Annotated in this window: 21 protein-coding genes; 15 read left to right on the forward strand and 6 right to left on the reverse strand. The window is 66.7% G+C overall.

Annotated elements, in window-relative coordinates:
- Positions 1–145 precede the first annotated feature (145 nt).
- The gene (locus tag BES08_RS19115; RefSeq protein WP_036525079.1) at positions 146–1,156 is read right to left on the reverse strand and encodes an MBL fold metallo-hydrolase; all 1,011 of its coding nucleotides are present in this window, start codon (positions 1,154–1,156) and stop codon (positions 146–148) included.
- A gap of 17 nt (positions 1,157–1,173) precedes the next feature.
- Entirely contained in the window at positions 1,174–2,259 is a 1,086-nt protein-coding gene (locus BES08_RS19120; RefSeq protein ID WP_036525077.1) for an MBL fold metallo-hydrolase, read from the reverse strand.
- A gap of 238 nt (positions 2,260–2,497) precedes the next feature.
- Between BES08_RS19120 and BES08_RS19125 the strand changes: the two genes are divergently transcribed.
- The 14 genes from BES08_RS19125 (at position 2,498) to BES08_RS19190 (ending at position 18,046) form a co-directional block, all read left to right on the forward strand.
- The gene (locus BES08_RS19125) at positions 2,498–2,971 is read left to right on the forward strand and encodes a CopG family ribbon-helix-helix protein (RefSeq protein ID WP_051586773.1); all 474 of its coding nucleotides are present in this window, start codon (positions 2,498–2,500) and stop codon (positions 2,969–2,971) included.
- 126 nt (positions 2,972–3,097) lie between these two features.
- Positions 3,098–4,186: a putative urea ABC transporter substrate-binding protein gene (locus BES08_RS19130; RefSeq protein WP_036525075.1), complete on the forward strand. Its 1,089-nt coding sequence runs from the start codon at positions 3,098–3,100 to the stop codon at positions 4,184–4,186.
- Positions 4,187–4,261: 75 nt separating this feature from the next.
- On the forward strand, positions 4,262–5,077 hold the full coding sequence (locus tag BES08_RS19135) for an ABC transporter permease (RefSeq protein WP_008831945.1): 816 nt from the start codon (positions 4,262–4,264) through the stop codon (positions 5,075–5,077).
- Entirely contained in the window at positions 5,074–5,829 is a 756-nt protein-coding gene (locus BES08_RS19140) for an ATP-binding cassette domain-containing protein (RefSeq protein WP_036525072.1), read from the forward strand. Before BES08_RS19135 ends, BES08_RS19140 begins: the two co-directional genes overlap by 4 nt.
- Before the next feature lie 177 nt (positions 5,830–6,006).
- A complete protein-coding gene (locus BES08_RS19145; protein ID WP_197524482.1) occupies positions 6,007–6,486 on the forward strand; it encodes a CopG family ribbon-helix-helix protein in 480 nt (159 codons plus the stop codon).
- Complete coding sequence (locus tag BES08_RS19150; protein WP_036525070.1) at positions 6,483–7,307, forward strand: urea amidolyase associated protein UAAP1; 825 nt, start codon at positions 6,483–6,485, stop codon at positions 7,305–7,307. The genes BES08_RS19145 and BES08_RS19150 overlap by 4 nt, the downstream gene beginning before the upstream one ends.
- 17 nt (positions 7,308–7,324) lie before the next feature.
- Positions 7,325–7,960 carry an urea amidolyase associated protein UAAP2 gene (locus tag BES08_RS19155; RefSeq protein ID WP_036525067.1) on the forward strand — a complete coding sequence of 212 codons (636 nt, stop codon included), beginning with the start codon at positions 7,325–7,327 and terminating at the stop codon, positions 7,958–7,960.
- Positions 7,957–11,565: an urea carboxylase gene (uca, locus tag BES08_RS19160; RefSeq protein WP_069709368.1), complete on the forward strand. Its 3,609-nt coding sequence runs from the start codon at positions 7,957–7,959 to the stop codon at positions 11,563–11,565. The genes BES08_RS19155 and uca overlap by 4 nt, the downstream gene beginning before the upstream one ends.
- Complete coding sequence (atzF, locus tag BES08_RS19165; RefSeq protein WP_036525063.1) at positions 11,562–13,322, forward strand: allophanate hydrolase; 1,761 nt, start codon at positions 11,562–11,564, stop codon at positions 13,320–13,322. The genes uca and atzF overlap by 4 nt, the downstream gene beginning before the upstream one ends.
- 151 nt (positions 13,323–13,473) lie before the next feature.
- Complete coding sequence (locus BES08_RS19170; RefSeq protein ID WP_036525061.1) at positions 13,474–14,418, forward strand: Vgb family protein; 945 nt, start codon at positions 13,474–13,476, stop codon at positions 14,416–14,418.
- 254 nt (positions 14,419–14,672) lie between these two features.
- Positions 14,673–15,611, forward strand: coding sequence for a LysR family transcriptional regulator (locus BES08_RS19175; RefSeq protein WP_036525059.1), 939 nt, complete (start codon positions 14,673–14,675; stop codon positions 15,609–15,611).
- A gap of 285 nt (positions 15,612–15,896) precedes the next feature.
- The gene (locus tag BES08_RS19180) at positions 15,897–16,259 is read left to right on the forward strand and encodes a hypothetical protein (RefSeq protein ID WP_231958283.1); all 363 of its coding nucleotides are present in this window, start codon (positions 15,897–15,899) and stop codon (positions 16,257–16,259) included.
- Positions 16,260–16,358: 99 nt separating this feature from the next.
- Complete coding sequence (locus tag BES08_RS19185) at positions 16,359–16,697, forward strand: UrcA family protein (RefSeq protein ID WP_008831935.1); 339 nt, start codon at positions 16,359–16,361, stop codon at positions 16,695–16,697.
- Positions 16,698–17,026: 329 nt separating this feature from the next.
- Entirely contained in the window at positions 17,027–18,046 is a 1,020-nt protein-coding gene (locus tag BES08_RS19190) for a class 1 fructose-bisphosphatase (protein WP_036525317.1), read from the forward strand.
- Positions 18,047–18,107: 61 nt separating this feature from the next.
- Here the strand turns inward: BES08_RS19190 and BES08_RS19195 are convergent, their stop codons facing one another.
- The 3 genes from BES08_RS19195 to BES08_RS19205 all read right to left on the reverse strand — a co-directional run bounded on the left by BES08_RS19195 (position 18,108) and on the right by BES08_RS19205 (position 22,718).
- The gene (locus BES08_RS19195; RefSeq protein ID WP_036525054.1) at positions 18,108–18,725 is read right to left on the reverse strand and encodes a TetR/AcrR family transcriptional regulator; all 618 of its coding nucleotides are present in this window, start codon (positions 18,723–18,725) and stop codon (positions 18,108–18,110) included.
- Between the two features lie 60 nt (positions 18,726–18,785).
- Positions 18,786–20,183, reverse strand: a complete 1,398-nt coding sequence (locus BES08_RS19200; RefSeq protein ID WP_036525053.1) for a carbohydrate porin — start codon at positions 20,181–20,183, stop codon at positions 18,786–18,788.
- Between the two features lie 105 nt (positions 20,184–20,288).
- The gene (locus BES08_RS19205) at positions 20,289–22,718 is read right to left on the reverse strand and encodes a glucose/quinate/shikimate family membrane-bound PQQ-dependent dehydrogenase (protein WP_036525052.1); all 2,430 of its coding nucleotides are present in this window, start codon (positions 22,716–22,718) and stop codon (positions 20,289–20,291) included.
- 174 nt (positions 22,719–22,892) lie between these two features.
- Between BES08_RS19205 and BES08_RS19210 the strand changes: the two genes are divergently transcribed.
- A complete protein-coding gene (locus BES08_RS19210; protein WP_008833336.1) occupies positions 22,893–24,209 on the forward strand; it encodes an NAD(P)/FAD-dependent oxidoreductase in 1,317 nt (438 codons plus the stop codon).
- On the opposite strand, the gene speD is transcribed toward BES08_RS19210, so the two are convergent.
- Positions 24,172–24,570 carry an adenosylmethionine decarboxylase gene (gene speD / locus BES08_RS19215; protein ID WP_036525050.1) on the reverse strand — a complete coding sequence of 133 codons (399 nt, stop codon included), beginning with the start codon at positions 24,568–24,570 and terminating at the stop codon, positions 24,172–24,174. The genes BES08_RS19210 and speD overlap by 38 nt on opposite strands.
- Position 24,571 lies beyond the last annotated feature (1 nt).

Genomic DNA, 24,571 nt, shown 5'->3' on the forward strand with positions numbered 1-24,571 from the left:
CGTATTAATTGAGGGTCGTGCGTTTTGACGACGTGAGGCGAAAAATCACGCTGTAGCGTGGTTTTTGTGCATCTGCGTAACACGCTTGTCGTCCGCAGATGCGCTCGGCGGCGCGTACCCGGCGCGCCGCCGATTCGGGTCGCCGTCAGTAGCGGTAGGGATTCTTGTCGATGGTAGTCGTCCCGCGCGTCTGGTTGCACAGGAAGACGGTGCCGGTGAAGTAGATGCCGGGCTCGGTGATCTTCTGCGCGTAGGCCCAGGCCTCGCGCAGTTGCTGCACGGTCATTTGCACGGGGGCCTCGTCGGGCTGGTACGTCATGCCGTAGGCGTAGTCCTCGCCGTCCTTGCTGATCTCGACGTGGCAACCCATGACGTGCGTGACGGGGTGCGTGTCGCAGAACTGGATCAGGCGCTTCATGCTGTCGTACCACGGTTCCCAGAAGCTGATGTAGCAGCGGCCGCGATAGAACATGTCGCCGGTATAGAGGATCTGCGTGTAGCTGTCGTAGTACGCGAACTCGGAAACGACGTGCCCCGGCGAGCCCCAGATCAGTATCTCGCGCCCGCCGAGGTCGAGGGTCACGCGCTCCTCGGGGAAATTGGTCATGCCCCAGAAGCCGACCATCTCCTCGTGCGTGAGGCCCATGTAGCGGGTATTGGGGCGGTCGGCGAACTGGTTGGTCGCGGCGTAGTGGTCGGCGTGAAGATGGCTGAACGCCACCAGCAGTTCGAGGCTGGCCGGATCGCGGCCGTTGCGGGCGCACCACTCGTCGATGCACTGGTCTACGACGCCGCGCAGGTCCCAGTCGTTGCGCAACTGCACGAAGCCCTCGTCGAGCAACAGCACCCGGTCGTTGCCGAAGTAGAGCGGCGCGAAGGGTGCCTCGTAGCTATAGGCCTTGTTCTGGCGCAGGATCGCGGTGTGCGGGTTGTACCAGTGGACCTGCACCGGCGGATCGGTGTTGTCCATGCAGGACGACGAGCCGCAGATCCACTTGTCCGGGAAAGTGCCGGTCGCGGGCAGGTTGGCCTTGAAGTCGATCGGCGGCGGGCGTGTCGCGGCGGAGGCGGCGTCGGACAGCCCGGTCAGCGCGGCACCGGTCAGCGGCACGGCGGCGATGGCGGCGTTGTAGGTCAGGAAAGAGCGGCGATCCACGGTGCGGTTTCCTTAACTCAGAACGGGCGGGGCGGGTTGATGTTCGGCACGCCTTCCGGCCAGACCGAAGTACGCTGGTCGGGACTGACGCCGTTGAACAGCGCGAAGTCCGGGCGGATTAGCATCATGTCCTTGCCCTTGATCTCGCGCGCGTGCTGCAGCGCGTCGTCGATCAGGTCGGGCGTCATTTCCAGCACCCGCTCGTAAGGCTTATAGGTGGTGAAGCGGGCATAATACTTGCCCGGCACGAACATCATCTCGATGTGTCCACCCAGCAGCCACTTCACCGAATTGGCGGCGGCGAAAGCCTTGAGCCTTTCCAGCGAGGCGACGAAATCGGTGTCGTTGCCGATGTTGATCTTGCCGGGGAACAGCAGGTCGCCGGTGAACAGCAGGTCGCAGTAGGGATCGTAGAAGCTGACCCCGTCCTTGTGCGTGCCGGGGGTCGGGACGACCGTGATCACGCGATCGCCGAGGTCGATCCTGCCAGTGCCCGAAGGCCAGTTCGCGATGCCGTAGGTCTTCTGCATCAGCGCCAGCGGCTTGGGGACGATCGTGGTGTCCGGCCGGTCGGCGAACTGCACGAGGCCCTGGTTCTGCGCGATGTCCTCGGCCGAGGTGAGCGCGACGGTCAGCGGCACCTTGCTGCGCCCGCGCGCCTTTGCCCAGCGCGCGATGATCGCATCCACCGTCTCACGCAGGGGGTAATGCCCGGCGTTGGCGGTGGCGCCGGTGTCGATCAGCAGCGCGCCCTTGTTGCCGAACAGCAGGTACGTGAACGGCGCCTCCCAGTGGACGCACACGTTCTGGCGCAGCACGAAGGTATCTTCGTTGTACTGCACCACCTGCACGCGCGGGTCGCGGTTCTTCGCCGCGACGTTGGAGCCGTAAGTCCAGCGGAACGACAGGCTGCCCGCCGCGGGGCCATCGCAGGCATAGTCGTGCATGACCGGCTTGCTGCGATGGAGCGGCACGGCGCTGTCGGTATTACGCACGCCGGGTGGATTGTACCCCAGCGCCGGGTTGCCGTTGGGATAGGCGCGCCCGGTGGCGGCCTGCGAACTGCCGGAAAACCCCGTGCTACGGGTAGGACTCTGTGCCAAGAAATGCCCCCACACTGGCTGCGAGCGGGTGAACACCGGCTCGATCTCGGGTCAGCTTATCGATATTACGAAACGTGACAACGGTATTATTTTTGTGCGATGAGAGTATCACTCCACAGCCGACTGCGCCTCCAACTGCTGCTGTCATCGGCGGCAAGGTTGGTATAGGGGAGGGCTGTTGTTGTTCCAGAAAGGGCGCCGCTTGAGCACCGATCCCGCCAGTCTTGCCCGGCTCTCCATGAGCCTTCCCGCAGACCTGTTCCGCCAGCTGGATGCCATGGTGGAGGAGCGCGGGCTGCCCTCGCGCTCGCAGCTGATTGCCGAACTGATCCGCCACGCCCTTGCCGAGCATGAGGCTTTGACCCGGCCGGAAGAGATGCTCGCGGGAACGATCACGCTGGTCTACCGGGGCGACAAGGGGCGGGTGCGCCACCAGCTGGCGCAGAGCCAGGCGGAGTACCTGAAGGAAGTGATCTCCTCGCAGCACGTCTTCCTCGAGGACGACCAGTCGATGGAAGTCCTGCTGGTGCAGGGCCCGGCCGAGCGGCTGAAGGAACTGTGCGACGCCCTGCGCGCCATTCGCGGCGTTCACCAGCTGCAGCTGGTCACCACCACCGCGCTCCTGCCGCCGCTTCACGAGCAGGACGAAGTCGCCGCAAAGGTTGCCGAAACCCCGCGCAAGCAGGAGCCCAAGGACGAAGTGGCGGCCTGAAGACTCGCGCATGATGCACAAGGGCAATGGTGCGAGCAAGTATTACAAAAATCGCGCACCGTAATAATTTTTGATGGACAACGATCCGAATCGCAGCAATGTTGCACTGCGAAAGGGGACCGAGTCATGATCGTATCGATCCGCAGCATTGCCAAGGCCGCGTTGATGGCCACCGCGATGCCGGCAGTACTTCTCACCGCCGCCTGCTCGCAGGCGCCGAGCGAAGCGCCCAAGCGTACCGAATTCAACATCGGATGGTCGATCTACGCGGGCTGGATGCCCTGGCCCTATGCCCAGCAGGCCGGCATCGTGAAGAAGTGGGCCGACAAGTACGGGCTCAAGATCAACATCGTCCAGGTCAACGACTACGTCGAGTCGGTCAATCAGTACACGGCGGGCAAGCTGGACGGCGTCACCGTCGCCAACATGGATGCGCTGACGATTCCGGCAGCAGGCGGCAAGGACACCAGCGCGATCATCGTCGGTGACTATTCCAACGGCAATGACGGCATCCTGATGAAGGGCGGCGACCTCAAGGCGATCAAGGGCCAGTCGGTCAACCTCGTCGAGCTTTCGGTGTCGCACTACCTGCTGGCGCGCGGGCTGAACTCGGTCGGCATGCAGCTCAGGGACGTGAAGACGGTCAACACCGGCGATGCCGACATCGTCGGCGCCTTCGCCAGCCCCGACGTCAAGGTCGCGGTGGCGTGGAACCCGCAACTCAATGCGATGAAGGCGCAGCCGGGCGCGAAGCTGGTGTTCAGCTCGGCAGATATTCCGGGCGAAATCCTCGACTTGCTCTGCGTAGATACCGCCACGCTGAAAGCCAACCCCAATCTCGGCAAGGCGCTGGCGGGCATCTGGTACGAGACGACCGCGCTGATGACGCGTCAGGACGCCGAGGGCAAGGCCGCCCGCGCGGCGATGGCCAAGCTCGCGGGCGCCACGCCGGAAGCGTTCGACAGCCAGCTCAGCACGACCTTCCTCTATTCCGACGCCAAGGCTGCCGTCGCCGCGACCGACGCGCCCGCGCTCGTCACCACGATGACCCGCGTGCGGGACTTCAGCTTCTCCAAGGGGCTGTTCAAGGGCGCCAGTTCGGCCGATGCGGTGGGCATGTCCTTCCCCGGCGGCAAGACGCTGGGCGATGCGCAGCGCGTGACGCTGCGTTTCGACGACAGCTTCATGAAGATGGCCGCCGACGGCAAGCTCTAGAACCGTCCGTTACCGCGCGAGGGTCGCGGTGGTGAGGCGGGATAAAAACAACACTCCACAGGTGGGATCACGACAATGCGCTGGGTGAATCGTCAGGTCGGGCGAGGGGGGCGGGTGCTTCTCGGCGCGGTTCCGATCCTGCTGCTCCTGCTGGTCTACATCGTCATGGCCGCGAGCCGCCATGCGGTGAACCCGGCCGACAAGATCCTGCCGCTGCCAGGCTCCATGGCCGAGAGCATGTCGGCGCTGCTTTTCGTGCCCGACCAGCTCACCGGCCAGCTGGTGTTCTGGGCGGACACCCTCGCGAGCCTGCAGCGCCTTGGCATCGGCCTTGGCATCTCGACGCTGATGGCGCTGGTGGTGGGCCTTGCGCTCGGCGTCTTGCCGCCGGTGCGCGCGACGTTCGGCCCACTGGTCACCGGCATCGCGGTCATCCCGCCGATCGCGCTCCTGCCGATCCTGTTCATCGCGCTGGGCCTCGGCGAAACCTCCAAGGTCGCGCTGATCGTCATCGGCATCGCGCCGGTCATGATCCGCGACATCGCCGCCCACGTCTCCGCGCTTCCCCGGGAGCAGGTGATCAAGGCGCTGACGCTGGGCGCCAACAGTTGGCAGGTGATGATCCGCGTCGCCCTGCCGCAAGCCATGCCGCGCCTGCTTCACGCCATCCGCCTCGCACTCGGCCCGGCCTGGGTGTTCCTGATCTCGGCCGAGGCGATCGCGTCCGACGTGGGGCTCGGCTACCGCATCTTCCTTGTGCGCCGCTACCTCTCGATGGACGTGATCCTGCCTTACGTCGCGTGGATCGCGCTGCTGGCCATCGCGATGGACATGGCGCTGACTTTCCTCAGCCACCGGCTGTTTCCCTGGGCACATGGAGAAAGCCATTGAGCACCCTCCTGAGCTTCCGCGACGTCTGGGTCGAATACGGCGACCGGATCATCATCGAAAAGCTGAACCTCGACATCGAGCAAGGCGCCTTCGTCTCGATCGTCGGCCCATCCGGCGCGGGCAAGAGCAGTTTCCTGCGCCTGATACTGGGGCAGGAAGGGCCGAGCCGGGGCGTCATAACCCTCGACGACACGCCGCTCAAACCCGAATGCGGACCGGATCGCGGCGTCGTGTTCCAGCGCTATTCGGTGTTTCCGCACCTGACCGCGCTGCGCAACACGATCCTCGGGCTGGAATGCGAGAAGGCCCCGGTGCTCGGCCGCCTGTTCGGCAGCGCCCGCCGCGCCGCCGTCGAAGAGGCGACCGAGATGCTGACGGCGGTGGGCCTCGGCCATAGCCTCGACCTCTACCCCGCGCAGATGTCGGGCGGCATGCAGCAGCGCCTTGCCATCGCGCAGGCGCTGGTCAAGCGGCCGCGCATCCTGTTGCTCGATGAGCCGTTCGGCGCGCTCGACCCCGGTATTCGTGCCGACATGCACGCGCTCATCCGCAATCTGTGGCGCAAGTATTCGCTGACGATCGTGATGGTGACGCACGACATTCGCGAGGCATTCTCGCTGGGCACGCGCGTCCTTGCGCTCGACAAGCGCCGGCACGATCCGCACGCGCCGCACCGCTTTGGAGCCACGGTCGTCTACGACCTGCCCATGCGCGAGCGGGCGGAAGAGACGGAAGAGGAGACTGCCGGGTGATCGCGTCTACCCCCTTTTCCGTCATCCCCGCGAAGGCGGGAATCCATCTCCTGAAGGTGCCTGTTGCACAGTCATCAGATGGGTCCCCGCCTTCGCGGGGATGACGGAAAAGAAAGAATGCAATTAGTTTAAATATTACGATTGACGTAAATCGTAATACCTGAAAAGAGAATGGGCATGGGCACAGACTCCGCAAGCCTGGCTCGGCTCAGCATGAGCCTTCCGGCAGACCTCTTCAGACAGCTCGACATGATGGTGGCGGAACGCGGCCTGCCTTCCCGCTCCCAGCTCATCGCCGAACTGATCCGCCATGCTCTGGCCGAGCACGGTTCGCTGATGCGGCCCGAGGAGATGCTCGCGGGCACCATCACCCTCGTCTACCGCAGCGAGCGGGGCCGCGTGCGGCACCAGCTCTCCCAGACGCAAGCCAGTTACCTGAAGGAAGTGATCTCCTCGCAGCATGTCGTGCTGGAGGACGACCAGTCCCTCGAAGTTCTTCTCGTGCAGGGTCCGGCCGTGCGGCTGAAGGAACTGTGCGACGCCATCCGCCGGGTGCGCGGGGTGCAGCAGCTTGAGCTGGTCACCACCACCGCCCTCCTGCCGCCGCTCTACGACCAGAGCGGAGACGACTTCAAGAATATCGGAGCGCATTCATGACCGAAACATTGGCCGATCCGCTCGCAGCCCGAGACCATGCGCGTGCCCAGGGCGGCACCGTGGTCGAGAGCATGCCGGTGCTGCCTCCCGTGGCCGACGACCTGCCTGCAGATGTCGGCGCCAATGACCTCGTGTGGGAGGAAACGATCGCGGCGGGCGGTTACGCCACGCGGCGCCTGACGCGCGGCTCCCGGTTGCGGCTGATCGACGGAAAGGGCGACGCCTGCGCCTCGATCCTGCTGTTCAATGCCGAGATGCCAACCGAGCGCCTCAACGTGGCGGACACGGTGAAGGTCCAGTGGAACGCCTATCTCGGCGAAGGCAGGCTGCTGCTCTCCGACATGGGCCGCGTGATGATGAGCATCGTCGCTGACGACGCCGGCACGCACGATACCTTCTGCGGCACCTCCAACCCCGCGATCAACCTCGCCAAGTACGGCGAGGGCCGCAACTCCGGTGCCTTCCCGAGCGGCCGCGACCGCTTCCTTCTCGGCGCCGCCAAGCATGGGCTCGGCCGCCGTGATGTCCATCCCTGCGTGACGCTGTTCAAAGGCGCGCGGATCGAGGCGGACGGCGCGATTACGCCTGAGGTCGGCCCCTTCGAGCCCGGCCGCTCCGTGATCCTGCGTGCCGAGATGGACGTGATCGTGGTGATCGCCAACGTCCCCCACGTCCTCGATCCGCGCCCCGAATACACCGTGACGCCGCTGCGCGCCTCGGCATGGCGCGGTCCGGTGACGGGCGAGGACGACCCCGTCCGCTCCGCGACGCCCGAAGGCCTGCGCGCCTTCGAGAACGTCGAAGACTACTTCCGCCGCTGAACAAGGGACACGCGATCATGAGCACCGATCCTCACATGTCCGGCCTCACCGGCACCGTCATCCACGACATCGTCGTCCCCGCCCGCGCGCCCTGGCTGCATCACGTCAAGGCCGGGCAGACGCTGCGCATCGTCGACCTCGAAGGCAATCAGGCGGTCGATTTCCTGCTCTATTCCGCCGCCGACGATGCCGAGCGCTACTCCGCGCAGGATACCGTCGCGGCGCAGGGCAACCTGTTCCTGCGCGAAGGCACGAAGCTGCTTTCGAACGAGGGCAATGCGCTGATGACCATCGCCGCTACCTCGGTCGACTACCACGACACCATCGGCGGCGCGTGCTCTTGCGAATCCAATACCTTGCGCTACGGTCATCACACAAAATCTGAACACGCCTGCGTCGAGAACTTCCTGGAGGCCAACCTCCTCGAAGGGCGCGGCAAGCGGGACATCGTCTCCAACATCAACTTCTTCATGAACGTTCCTGTCGAACCCGACGGGTCGCTGGGCATCGTCGACGGAATATCCGCGCCGGGCCTGACCGTGGACCTGCGGGCGGAGATGGACGTGATCGTCGTCGTGTCCAACTGCCCGCAGGTCAACAACCCCTGCAACGGCTTCAACCCCACTCCAGTCCGGATGATCGTCACCGCATGAGCTTCGACACCGTCCTGATCGCGAACCGGGGCGCGATCGCCACCCGCATCATCCGCACGCTGCGCAGGATGGGCCTGAAATCCGTCGCGGTCTATTCCGAGGCGGACGAGAACTCCAACCACGTATCCGAAGCCGACGAAGCCGTGTTCATCGGCGGGGCGAAGGCTTCGGAAAGCTACCTCAACATTCCCGCCATCATCGCCGCGGCGAAGGAGACCGGGGCAGGGGCGATCCATCCCGGCTACGGCTTCCTGGCCGAGAACGTCGAGTTCGCCGAGGCCTGCGCGGCGGAGGGCATCGTCTTCGTCGGCCCGACCACCGACAACATCCGTACCTTCGGCCTCAAGCACAGCGCCCGCGCGCTGGCGGCCGCGCACGAGGTGCCGCTGGCGCCGGGCACCGACCTGCTGACCGACGAGGAGGAGGCTGTCAGCGCCGCCGCGTCGATCGGCTACCCGGTCATGCTCAAGGCCACCGCAGGCGGCGGCGGCATCGGCATGCGCGTCTGCACCGACGAGGCGCAACTGCGCGACGGTTTCGCCACCGTGAAGCGGCAGGGGCAGAGCAACTTCGGCGATGCCGGGGTCTTCCTCGAACGCTACATCGGCCGCGCGCGCCACATCGAGGTGCAGCTGTTCGGCGACGGCGAGGGCCGCGTCATGGCTCTGGGCGAGCGCGACTGTTCGCTCCAGCGCCGCAACCAGAAGGTCGTCGAGGAAGCGCCCGCGCCCTTGCTGCCGGATGCGGTGCGCACCGCGCTCTACGCCGCCGCCGTGCGTCTGGGCGAGGCTGCCAAGTACCGCTCGGCAGGCACCGTGGAGTTCCTCTACGACGCCGACCGCGCCGAGTTCTTTTTCCTCGAGATGAACACCCGCCTGCAGGTGGAGCACGGCGTCACCGAGATGGTGATGGGCATCGACCTCGTCGAATGGATGGTGCGCGGCGCGGCGGGCGATTTCGCCTTCCTCGATGCGCCCGCGCCGACGATGAAGGGCCATTCGGTGCAGATGCGTCTCTACGCCGAAGACCCTTCGCTCGATTATCGCCCGACTTCGGGCACGCTGACCGCGCTGGAATTCCCCGAGGACATCCGCGTCGAGACGTGGTGCTCGGCGGGCAGCACCGTCAGCGCGTGGTACGACCCGATGCTGGCCAAGCTGATCGTCCACGCGCCCACCCGCGAGGAAGCGGTGGAAGCCGCCCGGCGCGCGATCGACGCCACCCGCGTGGACGGCATCGAGACGAACGTGCGCTGGCTGCGCGACGTGGTGCGCACCCCGGCTTTCACCAGCGGCGAAGTCTCGACCAAGGTGCTCGACGGCGTGGTGTTCACCCCGCGCGCCTTCCGCGTCGTCAGCGGCGGCACCGCGACGACCGTGCAGGACTGGCCCGGCCGCCAGCACTTGTGGGCCGTGGGCGTGCCGCCTTCGGGACCGATGGACGACCAGTCGTTCCGCCTCGGCAACCGGCTGCTCGGCAATCCGGAGGGCACGGTCGGCCTCGAAGCCACCGTCACCGGCCCGACGCTGGCCTTCGTCTCCGACGCGCGCATCTGCCTGACCGGCGCGGATTTCGGCGCGACGCTCGACGGCGTGCCGGTGGAGCGCGGCGTCGCAATCGACGTCGCCGCCGGACAGACCCTCGCGATGGGCCGCTCCTCCTCCGGCGGCTTCCGGGGCTACATCCTGTTCGCTGGCGGGCTCGATATCGCGCCCTACCTCGACAGCCGCGCCACTTTCGAGCTTGGCCAGTTCGGCGGCCACGCCGCGCGCCGTCTGCTGGCGGGCGACACGATCCACCTTGGCTCCGACCCGACCGAGGCGGCCTTGGCCGCCGTCACGTTGCCCGCGATCGGCAACGAATGGACCCTGCGCGTCCTCTACGGCCCGCACGGCGCGCCGGACTTCTTCACGCCCGAAGACGTGGAAATGGTCATCAATGCCGAGTGGAAGATCCACTACAACTCCAACCGCACCGGCGTGCGCCTGATCGGCCCCAAGCCGCGCTGGGCACGCACTGACGGCGGCGAGGCGGGCCTGCACCCCTCCAACATCCACGACAACCCCTACGCCATCGGCGCGGTGGACTTCACCGGCGACATGCCGATCATCCTCGGCCTCGATGGGCCGTCGCTCGGCGGGTTCGTGTGCCCCTTCGTGGTGATCGCGGCGGACCGCTGGAAGATCGGCCAGCTCGCTCCCGGCGACAAGCTGCGCTTCGCCCCGGTGACCATCGAGGACGCCGCAGCCGCCGACGCCGCCCAGCGCAATTTCGTGGCGACCGGCGCGGTGCCCGCAGCCACCCCGGCGCGCGGCGTGGAGACGCTGACACCGATCCTCGCGGAAATTCCGGCCGAGAATTCTGGGGCCCCCGGCCGTCCCCGCACGGTCTACCGCCAGCAGGGCGACCGCAACATCCTCGTCGAATACGGCCCGATCGTGCTCGACATCGAGCTGCGCATCCGCGTCCATGCGCTGATGACCGAGCTGGAACGCCTTGCCGCGCCCGGCATCATCGACATCGTGCCCGGCATCCGCTCGCTCCAGCTGCATTTCGACGGCACGGAGATGGACCAGAAGGCGGCGCTCGCCATGCTGATCGCCGCCGAGGAGCGGCTTGGCGACCTCGAGGACTTCACGATCCCCTCGCGCGTGGTCCACCTGCCGCTCAGCTGGCGCGATCCGGCGATCGTCGAGACGATCGAGAAGTACATGGCCACCGTGCGCGATGATGCGCCGTGGTGCCCGGACAATATCGAGTTCATCCGCCGCATCAATGGCCTGCCCGATCAGGCCGCGGTCGAGAACCTGATCTTCGAGGCGAACTACCTCGTCATGGGGCTGGGCGACGTCTATCTCGGCGCGCCGGTCGCGACGCCGGTGGACCCGCGCCATCGCCTCGTCACCACCAAGTACAACCCCGCGCGCACCTGGACGCCGCCCAACGTCGTGGGCATCGGCGGCGCCTATATGTGCATCTACGGCATGGAGGGGCCGGGCGGCTATCAGCTGTTCGGGCGCACCGTGCAGGTCTGGAACACCTATCGCCAGACCGAAGCCTTCACCGAAGGCAAGCCCTGGCTGCTGCGCTTCTTCGACCAGATCCGCTTCTACCCCGTCAGCGCGGAGGAACTGGCCGACTGGCGCCGCGAATTCCCCGCCGGTCGCCGCGCGCTCAGGATCGAGCCGAGCGAATTCCGCCTCGCCGACTACCGCGCTTACTTGGCCGAGAACGCCGCCGGGATCACCGAGTTCGAACAACGCCGCAAGGCCGCCTTTGACGAGGAACGCGCCGAGTGGGAGCGCCTCGGCGAATTCGACCACGCCGCCGATCTCGCCGATGCGGACCTGCCCGCCGAGGAGGCGATCGAACTGCCCGAGGGCTCCGACTTGGTCGAGGCGCCTTATGGCGGCAGCGTCACCCGCCTGCTGGTGCAGCCGGGCGATACCGTCGCGGCGGGAGACAAGATCGCGGTCCTTGAAGCGATGAAGATGGAATGCGCGGTGGAAAGCCCGGGCAGCGGCACGGTTTCGGCGCTCTACATGCGCGAAGGCCAGTCGCTGCAGCCCGGCGCCCCGATGCTCGCCCTGAGGAAACATGCATGACCCGTTTGAGCGCCACCCGTATCGCCGCCGCCGTCAGGGCCGGTGAGACCACCGCCGTCGCCGTGGCCGAGGACACTTTCGCCCGCGTCGAGGCCTACAATGCCGTCCAGCCGCAGATCTGGATCAGCCGCGCCACCCGCAGCGAACTGCTCGACGCCGCCGCTGCGGTGGACGCGCGCATCGCGGCGGGCGAGGACCTGCCGCTGGCAGGCGTGCCCTTCGCGGTAAAGGACAATATCGACGTCGCCGGGTTCGAGACGACGGCGGCCTGTCCCGCCTTCGCTTACGAGCCCGAGGACGATGCCGGCGTGATCGAGCGGCTGCTGGCGGCGGGCGCGGTCTGCGTGGGCAAGACCAACCTCGACCAGTTCGCCACCGGCCTCAACGGATCGCGCAGCCCTTACGGGATACCGCGCAATGCCTCGAACCTGAACTACGTCAGCGGTGGGTCCAGCTCCGGCTCCTCGGTCGCGGTGGCGGCGGGGCTGGTGGCCTTCTCACTCGGCACCGACACCGCCGGATCGGGCCGCGTGCCTGCCGCGTTCAACCACCTGATCGGCATGAAGCCCACCAAGGGCCGCTGGTCCACGCGCGGCCTCGTCCCTGCCTGCCGCACCATCGACTGCATCACCGTCTTCACCGACGACACCGCCGATGCCCGGCTGGTGGACGGCGTGGTCGCCGCCTTCGATGTGGCCGATCCCTACTCCAAGCCGCTCGCGGACCAGCCTCTCGCCGTGAGGCGCATCGGTGTGCCGCGCCGCGAACAGCGCGTGTTCTTCGGCGACGGCGAGTCCGAATACCTCTACGACAAGGCGCTCGCCAGGCTGGCGACGCTGGGCGAACTCGTCGAGATCGACCTTGCCCCGCTGCTCGAAGCCGCACAGCTGCTCTACGGCGGCCCTTGGGTGGCCGAGCGGACCGCCGCGATGGAGGGTATCCTCGCCGCCAACCCGCTCGCGGTCGATCCCACCGTGCGTGCGGTGGTCGAGCCCGGCAAGGCGATGAGCGCGGTCGAACTGTTCAACGGCATCTACCGCATGGCCGACCTCAAGCGCCACGCCGACCTCCTGTGGGCCGACATCGACATGATGGCCTTCCCCACCACCGGCACCACCTACCGTGTCTCCGAGATGCTGGCCGCGCCCATCGCGCTCAACAGCAACCTGGGGCTCTACACCAATTTCGTGAACCTGCTGGACATGGCCGCGCTGGCCGTTCCCGCCGGTATCCGCGCCAATGCCACCGGATTTGGGATCACCCTGATCGGCCCGGCCGACACCGACCGCGCCCTGCTGGACGCGGCCGACGCCTACCTTGCGGTCGCGGACTTGCCCGCGCCACCGCCACTCGATCTGGAGGGAAAGATGCAGACCGTGAAGCTCGCCGTCGTCGGCGCCCATCTGAAGGACATGCCGCTGCACTGGCAGCTGACCAGCCGCGATGCCGAGTTCGTCGGCGCCTTCGAGACCGCGCCCAGCTACAAGCTCTACGCCATCGCCGACAGCGTGCCGCCCAAGCCCGCGCTGGTGCATGATGAAGCGGGCGCCGCGATCAAGGTCGAGGTCTATGAACTGGGCGTCGCCGAGTTCGGCAGCTTCACCGTCGACGTGCCCGCGCCGCTCGCCATCGGCAACGTGACGCTGGCGGACGGCACCACGGTCAAGGGCTTCGTCTCCGAACCGCGCGCGCTGACCGGGGCGGAGGACATCACGCATCTGGGTGGTTGGCGCGCCTTCATCGCGAGCAAGGTATAAGCCTCTCTCCCCGCTTGCGGGGAGAGATACGAAGGCTTGCGGGCTTGTCCCGCTAGCCGCAGTTGAGAGGGGCCAGCGCGGGAGCATTCCCCTCTCCCAACCCTCTCCCCTGAAGGGGAGAGGGCTCCAAGCAACCAAAGGGGCAAAATCCATGCGCAAGTTCGGTCTGATGCTTCTGGCTGCCACGGCGGCATTTCCCGCCTTTGCGCACGCAAAAGAACCCGAGGTCATTCAGGTCCCGGGCTTCGCGGATTTCCTCGCGGTGGACGGCAAGACCGTCTGGGCGACCAACAAGGGCCGCGTCGAGCAGTGGTCCCGCGCTGGCGGTAAGGGGGGCAAGCTCGCCGAAGTCGCGATGGCGCACCCCTGCGGCGCGATGGCGATCACCGCTGGCTCGCTGTGGGTCGCCGATTGCGAGGAAAAGGCGGTCAAGCGCATCGACGTGAAGACCGCGAAGATCGTCGCCACCATCCCCACCGGCATCGCCTCGAGCGGCGAACTCAACGTGGTCGCGGGCGAAGGCTCGGTCTGGGTGGCCAGCGACAACGGCGCCGACGACCGTGGGGGCCTCGTCGCCCGCATCGATCCGGCGACCAACGCGGTGATCGCCTCGGTCCCGGTCGATCCGGGCACGTGGTATCTGACTTACGGCTTCGGCGCGGTATGGGCGGTGAGCGCCGCGAAGCAGTCCCTCCAGCGCATCGACACCGCCACCAACACCGTCACCGCGAAGATCCCACTCGGCAAGGAGCCGGGCTTCCTCGCCGCGGGCGAGGGCGGTGTCTGGGTGCAGGAGCAGGGCGACGGCACCCTCGCACGGATCGACCCCGCGACCAATGCGCTGGCAGGCCGCATCAAGGTCGGCGAAAACCTCAAGTGGGGCGACGTCGATACCGGCGCGGGCAAAGTCTGGCTGCGGACCACCGACGACCAGGTCTTCGCGGTGATCGACCCGAAGGCGATGACGGTCGCCGCGCGCAAGGGCAAGGCGGCGGGCAGCGGGGCGCTGCGCTGGACCCCCAAGGGCGTCTGGACCTCCGCGCATGACGAGCACACGCTGACATGGTGGTCGAACGCGGTACTGCGCGCGAAGTAGTGCAAGGGGGCCAGGTAGCCCGTGATCTTGCTTGATCTGAACACTCGCCGTCATTTCCGCGAAGGCGGGAATCCATCTCCAGACCTCGCCTGTTGGACGGTCATAAGATGGGTCGATGACAGCAATACAATTGAGAGTGATCAGGCGTAGAGTGCCCTTAGGTGCCGTTAAGTACCGTCTGGGTGCCATCCAATCAGGGACGCTTCATAAATTGCATCTATGACCCGGCTTTCGGACCGGCTACCCCTGTTGCCATGAGCGACGACACCCCGCTGACCGACCGTAAATTCGCCAGCCGGGTGGACTGGAACCTCATGCGCACATTCGTCGACATCGTGCGCGCCGGGGGGATCGGCGCGGCGGCAAGGGAACTCAACAAGCAGCAGCCGAGCATATCGGCCGCGCTCAAGCGGCTCGAGGACCACGTCGGCACCACCTTGCTGGTCCGCTCGGCGAACGGCGTCGAGATGACGGCGGCGGGCAAGGCGATGATGGCGCTGTGCGAGGACATGCTGGCATCCGCGCGCCTCGTGCCGCACCAGATCGCGCAGGCCATCCGCCGGGTCGAGGGGATCGTGCGCATCCAGATCGTTTCGGCCATCGTCTCGGCCGAGTTCGACGAGGCCATCGCCAGCTTCCACCGCCGCCATCCCGGCATTCGCATCGAAATCCGCGTCTCCTCCTGGCGGCAGGTGCTCGATGCGCTGGAACGCGGCGAGGTGGAGGTCGGCATCGGCTATGACAACAGCGTGCGCGGCGGGCTGGTCTACGAGCCTCTGTTCGTTGAGTGCCAGCAGCTTTACTGCGGTCGCAGCCACCCGATGTTCGGCTATCGCATCAGCCAGCCGCGCGAGTTGAAGGACGAGGCGTTCGTCCTCGGCGGCGAGGACGAGATCGAGATCGTCACCCACTTGCGCCGCCGCTACGGGCTGGGTGCGCGCGTGACGGGACTTGCGCAGGACATCAACGAGGCGCGGCGGCTGATAGTCTGCGGCGTGGGCATCGGCTTCCTGCCTGTCCCGGCGGTGCGCGCGGAGATCGAGCGGGGGCTGCTCTGGCCTCTGCTGCACGCGGACTTCGAGCCGTCGTACGAAATCTTCCTCCTCGCCCGCGCGGAGCCGGAGCGGGATACCGCCACGCAACTGTTCATCGACGAGGTTTTCCGCCGCATTCGGGCGATTCCTCGCGCATAGATGAAATCTATGCCCTTCATTGCAAATTTGTGTCTGCCGTGACGATCGGCGGCGCGTCACCTTTGTTTCCCTGGGGAAAAGGTGACTGCCGAGCATGCGTAAAGCCACGAAGTTCCAGTTTCGAGCCAAGGAAATCCGCCCTTCCAGTATGGGCGCGGCGGTTCTCAGGTTGCTGCGGGACGGCATCGCGGCACGCGCGCAGGCAGTAGGTTCCGTTCCCGCATCGCGTCCCAAGGGGCATTCGTGATGCGGCGGGAGGTGTTCTCCGCAGAAAACCGTCGCCGCATGGCCATCATGATGGTGGCAGCGGCGTCTTTTACGATCGGCACCTCCAACGCCATGGCAGCCTCCGGCCCGGCCACGAAGCTGGTGCCGTGCGGTGAAAGTAGCTGCCTGCAAGTTTCCGGCCACCGCTCCGATCCTTCTTCCCCGGTGCACATCAACGGCCGTCCTGTGACTGTCGAGGGTGGCAAGGCGTGGAAGGTCGTGCTGCCCTTGCAGACGGTGCGAGTCTGGTCCGCCCCTATCGCGCGGACCATCGCCGTCAGCGTGAGCGATGCCGACGCGCCCGGCACCCAGCAGGCCGACCTGCCTATCGGTCTGCTCGGCCACGTCACCGAACTCGCACTGGTGGTACGCGGCCGCTGAATCCGGCCAATATCGGTAGATTGTCAGTTCCCCTGCAGAGCGCTATGACGTATGCGGCCGCCGTCAGAGTGGTCCTCGACATGTGTGCAGGAGATGATGATGAAGATTGGCCTGATGGCGCTCGCCGCCTGTGCCCTTACCGTTGCCGGTTCGGCTTCGGCAGCGACCGACGAAAACCCCTTTGCCCGCGATCAGGTCATGCTTGACCTCAAGGGTCTCGACCTTGCCACAACCGATGGCCAGCAGCGCCTTGCGATCCGCATGGACCAGGCTGCCCGCTCGGTCTGCGGCGAGGGTATGGCCCGCGTCCACCTCATGGCCGAACGCAAGGCGCAGGACTGCCGCGCGGCGGTGAAGGCGGACATCCGCACCCGCATCGAAGCGCGCATGGCAACGGCTTCCACCCCCTCGCGCGTGCAACTCGCCAGCGCCCGCTGAGCGAAGTTGCCCGGCCGGTGATGCGCTCCGATTCGCGGGGGCGCGCCGGAACGGGCCTGCTATGAAGACATCTTCGCGCGGCGGTGATCCGCCGCGCTTTTCTTTTGCGCATCCGCGAACACCGGAAAACCGGACAGGACAACGTTGTCGCTGCGGCGAATTGCCTCCGTCGGATCGTGACCCGGTGCGGTTGAAGTAGCGTTTTGCGCAAGTTTCGCGCATGGTCGCCGCGTCGCGGAGAAACGGGGGAGGCGTGACGGCGCATCCCTGCCGGTCTTCATGCACCTTCAGATACGCCGTCCCGGCGCAGCGCCATGCGAAAGGCCAAGATGCAACCGATCACACTGACCCGCTTCCTCATCGAACAGCAGCGGCGCGAGGACAGCGCCTGCCCTTCCGAACTGCGCCTCCTCATCGAGACGGTCGCCCGGGCCTGCAAGTCGGTGACTTTCGCGATCTCCAAGGGCGCGCTCGGCGACGTGCTGGGCACGCTCGGCTCGGAGAACGTGCAGGGCGAAGTGCAGAAGAAGCTCGACGTCATCGCCAACGAGATACTGCTCGACGCGAACGAATGGGGCGGCCACCTTGCGGCCATGGCGTCGGAGGAGATGGAGACTATCCATCGCATCCCGAACCGCTATCCCAAGGGCGAATACCTGCTGCTGTTCGATCCGATCGATGGGTCGAGCAACGTCGATGTCGATCTGTCGGTCGGCACCATCTTCTCGGTCCTGCGCGCGCCGGAGAATTCGGCCGGGCGCGAGGTGACGGAGGAGGACTTCCTCCAGCCGGGCAGCGAGCAGGTGGCCTCGGGCTACGCGATCTACGGCCCGCAGACGCTGTTGGTGCTGACGCTGGGGGCGGGCGTCTACGAATTCACGCTGGACCGTGAAATGGGCGCCTGGCGCATGACCGACGGCCCGCTGAAGATCGCATCCGGCAACAAGGAAGTCGCCATCAACATGGCCCGCCGCGCGCAGTGGTCACCGGCCATCCGGCGCTACGTCGATGCCCGCGTCGGCTGCGAGGAAGGCCCGCTGGCGGGTGAGTACAACATGCGCTGGACGGGCTCGATGGTGGCGGACATCCACCGCATTCTCAAGCGCGGCGGCGTGTTCCTCTACCCTTCCGACCACCGCAAGCCCGGCAAGGCGCGCCTGCGCCTGCTTTACGAAGCCAATCCGATGAGCTTCCTCATCGAGCAGGCCGGCGGCACCGCCATCGACGGCGAGGCGCGCATCATGGATGCCAAGCCGACCGGCCTCCACCAGCGCATCGGCGTCGTCCTCGGCGACCCGGAGGAAGTCGCTGCCCTGCTCGAGGAAGCCGGGCAGATGGCGAGCGCGTGATCGCGGTCTGATCGACGGGCGGAGGCTTTGTCTTCCGCCCGTTCTTCCGGCGAGCCAGGCGTTAGCTGGCCCGGCAGTAGGCGATGACGTTGGCGACCACCTGCTCGCGACGCTTCGCCGCAGCCGCCGGGCTGGTGGTATCGACCTTGAAGATGGTCGCAAACGTATAGCGGTTGGACACGAAGTAGAACGACAGCGCGCTGATCGTCATATGCAGGTCGACCGGGTCCAGCCCCGGGCGGAACGTGCCCTCGGCGACGCCGCGTTCGATAAGGGCGCGGGTGCCGGGCAGTACCGTTTCGTTGTACGTCTCGACCACTTCGCCGACATGCGGGGCGTGTCGCATGTTCTCGTCCATCACCAGTCGCACGAGTTCCGGGTGCTCGTAGTGGTAGTCGAACGTCAGTTCCGTCAGCCGCGCCAGGGCATCGATCGCGGGCATGTCGTCCAGCCCGGCGGCGAGTTCGGCCGAGCGTATGCCGCGATAGGCTTCAGTGAGGACCGCGCGATAGAGCGCTTCCTTGCTGCCGAAGTGATAGTAGATCATCCGCTTCGACGTGGCGGTCGCGGCGGCGATCTCGTCCACGCGGGCGCCTGCGAAGCCCTTGTCCGCGAAATGGGCTGTGGCGATCGCGATGATCTCTCGCCGGTTGCGTTCGGTGAAGCCGTCATCCTGCATGGCGCGCCCTATGGCCTTTCGAGGGCCGGGGGCGCAATGCCCTCAGCCCCTTTTTAACAATCAGATCTGCATCTTGACCTGCACGCCGAGTGCCAGCGCATCGTGCGTGGTTCGGTAGGAGAAGGCGCCCGGATCGACGATGTACTGCACGTCGGGACGGATATTGAGCCAAGGCGTCAACTGCAGGCCGTAGCTCATCTCGATCGCCGTCTCGCCTTCGGGCAGGGCGGTGTAGCCGTCCGCGAGGCCGAGGAATTCGGCGTGAAGCGCGCGCAGGCGCTCGTTGACCTGCGCGTGGATCACGCCCAGCGCGAGGGTGTCGGCGTCGCGGCCTTTGAAGGTGCCCAGCTTGAGGAAACCGGCCGCGTACCAGCGGGTGATCTGCGCCGACTGCTCCGGGTTGGCGGTGAAGTGGCCGAAGATCGAGAGGCCGCGCTTGCCGTTGCCGCCCTTGTCGCGCAGGATCATCTGGTCGCCCAGCACATAGCCGCCGAAGCGACCGGTCACGCGGCCCGGGGTGCCCTGCCGGTCGGCATTGGCGGTGTCGTAGTAGAAGCCCACCTTGTAGTGGCCGGGCATCACGTGACTACCGGGCGTGGCGCCGGGATCGTACTCCAGTTCCAGCGGCAGGACGACACCGGTAGTCTTGCCTGCGAACGGTTTGAAGGCGTTCTTCTCCAGCCCGAGGTCGGGGTTGGTCTGGTAGACGCCGGTGCGCACGATCAGGTCGGGGCGCAGCTTGTAGCGCACCGCCAGCCCCCAGCGGGCGTTGGGATAGTTATACCAGCCGGTGCTGCCGCTTTCGGACAGCGGGTGCGCGCAGAATGCCGCGTTGACGAGGTTGCAGCCGATCGACAGGCCGCCGAGGTCATTGCCCATCGCAAAGAAGCCCGCGCGCAGGTTCAGGCGGCCGCCATCGAAATTCTGTTCCCAGGTCAGTTCGCTCAGGCGTGCATAGTAGCCGCCCGCTGCTTCCTGGATCGGCAGGCGGTTGCCCACGAAGTCCGACGAGATGCCGATGCCGCGCCGGTCGTTGATGGTCAGGTGAATGGCGCCGCCGTCGATCCCGGCGATCTTGTCCATGTCGAGATCGACGCCCGCGCGGATCTGCTGGACATAGGCGGTGCCCCGGCGCTGGCCGCCGTCGACGTTGGAGAAGGTTTCCGAGACGTAGTCGGCGCGCACGGTGACGCCCGCGTCCTTCAGGTCGGTGCGCACGCCGCCCCAGTCGCCGGTCAGCGTCTCGCGCGGATGCGGCGCGTGCAGAGGTCTGGCGGTGGAGGCGCCCTGCGTGGAAGTCGGCCGATGGTCCTGCGCGGTGCCTGCAGTTGCGGTGGCGCCGGTCACGACGACGTTGGTTGCGGTGCCCGCCTCGGCGTCTTCTGCCAGAGCGGTCATCGGGAAAGTGAATGCGCAGCCTGCGGCGAGCGCTGCGAGAGAATGGATGCGACGGCCCATGGCCCCCTCCTGCTGCTGCTCCCGCGCGCGGCGAGTTCCGGCGCGGGGCAGCTTTGTCTGGTCGTTGGAATTGGGGGGCAGGCCACCGGCCCGCCCCCCATCAGGTCAGGGCAGCTTGTAAGCGACCACGTAGTCGCCGCGCTGCTTGGATTGTCGGGCACCACCGGCGGTGATGACGATGTACTGCTTGCCGGTCTTCGGCGACTTGTAGCTCATCGGTCCGCCTTGGCTGCCGACGGGCAGGCGACCCTTCCACAGCTCCTTGCCGCTGCCCGAATCGAAGGCGCGCAGGTAGAAGTCCTGGGTGCCGGCGATGAAGACGAGGCCGCCCTGCGTGGCGAGCGTGCCGCCCAGCGTCGGCATGCCGATCGGGATCGGCAGGCCCATGCGGATGCCCATCGGGCCGGTGTCTTCCACGGTGCCGACCGGGACCTGCCACTTCACCTTGCGGGTGTTCATGTCGATGGCGGTCAGGGTGCCGAACGGCGGAGCCTGGCACGGAATGCCCAGTGCCGAGAGGAAGCGGTCCTTGGTCACCGAGTAGGGCGTGCCCTTGAGCGGAACCGAGCCCATGCCGGTGTTGACGGCCTCGCCCGCGGCGCCGGCCTTGCCCTGCTGGGCCTTGGTCTGCGGGAACATCTGTACCCACAGGCCGAGGCGCATGTCGTTGGCGAAGACGGTATTGGTGGTGGGGTCGATCGACAGGCTGCCCCAGTTCATGCCGCCCAGCGAGCCGGGGAAGGCCAGCGACTTGTCGGTGCCCGGCGCGGTGTAGAGCCCTTCGTAGCGCATGCCCTTGAAGGCGATGCGGCACATCAGCTGGTCGAACGGAGTGGCGCCCCACATGTCCGCCTCGGTCAGCGTCTGCGCGCCGATCTGCGGCATCTCGACCGACCTGGGCTGGGTCGGCGAATAGGGCTCGCCGGGGATGTTGGCGGCCTTCACCGGGGTCTCGACGACCTTGGTGAGCGGCTTGCCTGTCTGCCGGTCGAGCACGTAGAGTTGGCCCGCCTTGGTGCCGATGACGACGGCGGGAACCTTGCCGCGACCCTTGACCGGGAAGTCGATCAGGCTGGGCTGCATCGGCAGGTCGAAGTCCCACAAGTCGTTGTGGACCGTCTGGTAGTGCCACTTCTCCTTGCCGGTGGTCGCGTCGAGGGCGAGCACCGAGGCGCCGTACTTGTGGTCGAGCGGGGTGCGCGGCACGCCGAACAGGTCGACCGACGAGCTGCCTACCGGCATGAACACGGTGTTGGATGCCGCATCATACGACATCGCCGACCACACGTTCGGGGTCGAGCGCGTGTAGGTCTGGCCCTTGGCGGGCATGCCGGTGATGGCGGGGTTGCCCGGGTCGAAGGCCCAGCGCAGCTTGCCGGTGATGACGTCGAAGCCGCGGATCACCCCGCCGGGCATGTCGATCTGGACGTTGTCGGCCACGCGGCCGCCGATGACGATGGTGGTGCCCGCCAGCGTCGGCGCGGCGGTGAGCTGGTACTGCGGATCGGGCGCATTGCCGAGGCCCGCGAGCAGATCGACGCGGCCATCGGTGCCGAAGCCGGTGCAGACTTTGCCGGTATCGGCGTCGAAGGCCATCAGCTTGCCGTCGATGGTGTTCATCAGGATGCGGCGTTCGCACGGCGCGCCCTCGGGCAGCGTCGCCGCAGTCACCGGGGTGGAGCCCGGCAGGCTGGGCTGCTGCAGCGGAGCCTTCGCATCGAAGTAGGCGAGGCCGCGGCAGCGCATCCAGACGGAGGCATAAGCGTTGACTTCGGCCTTCCACTTCTGCTTGCCGGTGTCGGCATCGAGCGCGATGACGTTGTTGTGGGGTGTGCAGATGTAGACGGTGTCACCCACCTGCAGCGGGGTGTCCTGGTCCTCGGCGCCATTGCCATCGCTCTCGGCGACGTCGCCGGTGCGGTAGGTCCAGGCGACCTGCAGGTTCTTCACGTTGTCGCGGGTGATCTGGTCCAGCGCGACGAAGCGGCTGCCGCCGGCGGTGTTGCCGTAAGCTGCCCAGTTCTTCTGCTCGCCGGCGGCATCGACCGGGGTGAGCGCCGCTTCGACGCCCGCGAAGGGCACGGTCGGGTGCGGCGAAAACATCGCGGCGAAACCGGCTGCAGAGGCGATGCCGACGATGGCGGCGGTGCCCAGTGCCGGGCGCCATGCGGGGACCATGCCCTGCGCTTTGCGCATCAGCGGCAGGGAAAGCGCCACCACCGTCATGCCGACGCCCAGCGCCAGCAGGCGCGAGATCAGCGGCCAGAACGCGAAGCCCACTTCCCACAGCGACCACAGGATCGTGGCAAGGAAGACCGCGCCGAACAGCACGGCGCCGGTCGGGCGACGGCGGGCGATGAGGAAGCCGGACACCACGAGCGCCAGCCCTGCGAGCAGGAAGTAGAAGCTACCCCCCAGGCTCACGAGTCGCGCGCCGCCGACGACGAAGAAAAGGCCCGCGGCCAGGATCACTATACCGAGCACCGCCAGCCATATGCGGCTAAGCAGGTTGCCCCCTTCAATCGAGCCGGACATGCGGCTTCTCCTCGAATTTTTCATCTCTGGGACCCTTTGCCCAATGCAATCGCGATCGGCTTGAGGTTACCCTGGAGCGACAGGAAAATCGGGCGGTGACACAACCGCTCAACGTGTGTACCAGTTAGTACATAACATTTCGCGCGGCAAGATGCCCCGAATGAAGGACCGCACGTGCAATCTCAGAAGACCCAGATCGTCATCGTCGGCGGCGGCGCCGCCGGGCTCGAACTCGCCACCCGGCTGGGTGCCCGCTATGGCCGCGCCCACCACGACATCATCCTCGTAGACGAGAACCGGACGCATATCTGGAAGCCGCTGCTGCATGAAGTGGCGGCCGGGTCGCTCGATGCGAACCTCGACGAGGTCGGCTATCGCGGCCACTGCCACAAGTGGGGCTACCGCTATTTCAAGGGCACGCTGGCGGGGATCGACCGAGCCGCGCAGCGCATCGACCTGGCCCCGATCCTCGACGATCGCGGCAACGAAGTCGTTGGCGCTCAGCAACTTCGCTACGATTACCTGGTGCTCGCCTATGGTTCGGTGACGAACGATTTCGGCACGCCGGGGGTTCGGGAGAACTGCATGTTCCTGGACCGCCGCGCCGATGCCGACCGCTTCCGCGACCGGCTGCTGGACCAGTGCCTGCGCGTCTCGCGGGCGATGCTGGTTGACGAGGCGAGCGACGCGCGGGTGCGCGTCTCGATCGTAGGCGGCGGCGCCACCGGTGTCGAACTCGCCGCCGAACTTTTCAATGCCGCCGACGCGCTGGGCTACTACGGGCTGGAGGTGTTCGACCGTGGCCGCCTCAAGGTCACGCTGGTCGAGGCGGGACCGCGAATCCTGCCCGCGCTGCCTGAACGACTCGCCGAGTCGGCACGGGACGAGCTGCAGAACCTGGGCGTGCGCGTCCGCACGGCGACGCCCATCGTCGAAAGCACCAGCGCAGGCATGATCACGGGCGACGGCGAACTGATCGAGGCCGACCTCCAAGTATGGGCCGCAGGCGTCAAGGCCAAGCCGATCACCGGCGGGCTCGACGGCCTCGAACTGTCACGCTCCGGGCAGGTGGTGGTCTCCCCAACCCTGCAGAGCGTGACCGATCCGAAAATTTTCGCGCTGGGGGACTGCGCGTTCTGCATGCTGCCCGGCCGCGACCGCCCCATTCCGCCGCGCGCGCAGGCCGCGCACCAGATGGCGGCGACCGCGTTCGACAACCTCAGGCGGCTGATGGACGGCAAGCCGCTCAGGGATTTCGATTACAGGGACCGTGGTTCGCTGGTGTCGCTCAGCCGGTTCTCGACAGTGGGTACGCTGATGGGCAACCTCGTCGGCGGGCGCATGGCGGTGGAGGGGCGGCTTGCCCGCATGATCTACCTGTCGCTGTACCGCATGCATCTGATCGCGATCCATGGCTGGCTGAAAGGCACCGCACTGATCGCGGTAGGCCACGTCAATCGCGTGGTGAGACCTCGCCTGAAACTCCATTGACGGCGACGGCCGGGCGCAGGCGGGGAATGAGCCGCCGTTCGCGCACGCTCGCCTGAAAACGGGCGCAGATGACACGCAAGGCCGCCTCGGGATCGGCTTCCTCTCCGCAGACGAACAGGTCGACGGCGGCGAGGCCATCCTCGGGCCAGGTGTGGATCGAGATGTGCGATTCGGCGAGCAGCGCCACTCCGGTGACGCCCATGCCCGCGCCGAAGTGATGCAGCCGCACGTCGAGGACGGTCAGCCGCGCTGCCGCAGCGGCTTCGCGTAGGGCATGTTCCACCCGCTCGACGTCGTCCAGGCCGTCGGCTGCGACTAGGTCGGCGATGAGATGGACGCTCGTTCCGGCGCGGTGAGTCATG

The organism is Novosphingobium resinovorum (assembly GCF_001742225.1).
Taxonomy (GTDB): domain Bacteria; phylum Pseudomonadota; class Alphaproteobacteria; order Sphingomonadales; family Sphingomonadaceae; genus Novosphingobium; species Novosphingobium resinovorum_A.

What these genes read in the sequence shown, in the direction of transcription:
- BES08_RS19205 (WP_036525052.1), bottom strand. Translation starts at nt 22,718, where the DNA reads ATGTCCGGCTCGATTGAAGGGGGCAACCTGCTTAGCCGCATATGGCTG.
- uca (WP_069709368.1), top strand. Translation starts at nt 7,957, where the DNA reads ATGAGCTTCGACACCGTCCTGATCGCGAACCGGGGCGCGATCGCCACC.
- BES08_RS19125 (WP_051586773.1), top strand. Translation starts at nt 2,498, where the DNA reads ATGAGCCTTCCCGCAGACCTGTTCCGCCAGCTGGATGCCATGGTGGAG.
- BES08_RS19180 (WP_231958283.1), top strand. Translation starts at nt 15,897, where the DNA reads ATGGCCATCATGATGGTGGCAGCGGCGTCTTTTACGATCGGCACCTCC.
- BES08_RS19185 (WP_008831935.1), top strand. Translation starts at nt 16,359, where the DNA reads ATGAAGATTGGCCTGATGGCGCTCGCCGCCTGTGCCCTTACCGTTGCC.
- BES08_RS19150 (WP_036525070.1), top strand. Translation starts at nt 6,483, where the DNA reads ATGACCGAAACATTGGCCGATCCGCTCGCAGCCCGAGACCATGCGCGT.
- BES08_RS19195 (WP_036525054.1), bottom strand. Translation starts at nt 18,725, where the DNA reads ATGCAGGATGACGGCTTCACCGAACGCAACCGGCGAGAGATCATCGCG.
- BES08_RS19175 (WP_036525059.1), top strand. Translation starts at nt 14,673, where the DNA reads ATGAGCGACGACACCCCGCTGACCGACCGTAAATTCGCCAGCCGGGTG.
- BES08_RS19145 (WP_197524482.1), top strand. Translation starts at nt 6,007, where the DNA reads ATGGGCACAGACTCCGCAAGCCTGGCTCGGCTCAGCATGAGCCTTCCG.
- speD (WP_036525050.1), bottom strand. Translation starts at nt 24,570, where the DNA reads ATGACTCACCGCGCCGGAACGAGCGTCCATCTCATCGCCGACCTAGTC.
- BES08_RS19130 (WP_036525075.1), top strand. Translation starts at nt 3,098, where the DNA reads ATGATCGTATCGATCCGCAGCATTGCCAAGGCCGCGTTGATGGCCACC.
- BES08_RS19155 (WP_036525067.1), top strand. Translation starts at nt 7,325, where the DNA reads ATGAGCACCGATCCTCACATGTCCGGCCTCACCGGCACCGTCATCCAC.
- atzF (WP_036525063.1), top strand. Translation starts at nt 11,562, where the DNA reads ATGACCCGTTTGAGCGCCACCCGTATCGCCGCCGCCGTCAGGGCCGGT.
- BES08_RS19200 (WP_036525053.1), bottom strand. Translation starts at nt 20,183, where the DNA reads ATGGGCCGTCGCATCCATTCTCTCGCAGCGCTCGCCGCAGGCTGCGCA.
- BES08_RS19170 (WP_036525061.1), top strand. Translation starts at nt 13,474, where the DNA reads ATGCGCAAGTTCGGTCTGATGCTTCTGGCTGCCACGGCGGCATTTCCC.
- BES08_RS19135 (WP_008831945.1), top strand. Translation starts at nt 4,262, where the DNA reads ATGCGCTGGGTGAATCGTCAGGTCGGGCGAGGGGGGCGGGTGCTTCTC.
- BES08_RS19190 (WP_036525317.1), top strand. Translation starts at nt 17,027, where the DNA reads ATGCAACCGATCACACTGACCCGCTTCCTCATCGAACAGCAGCGGCGC.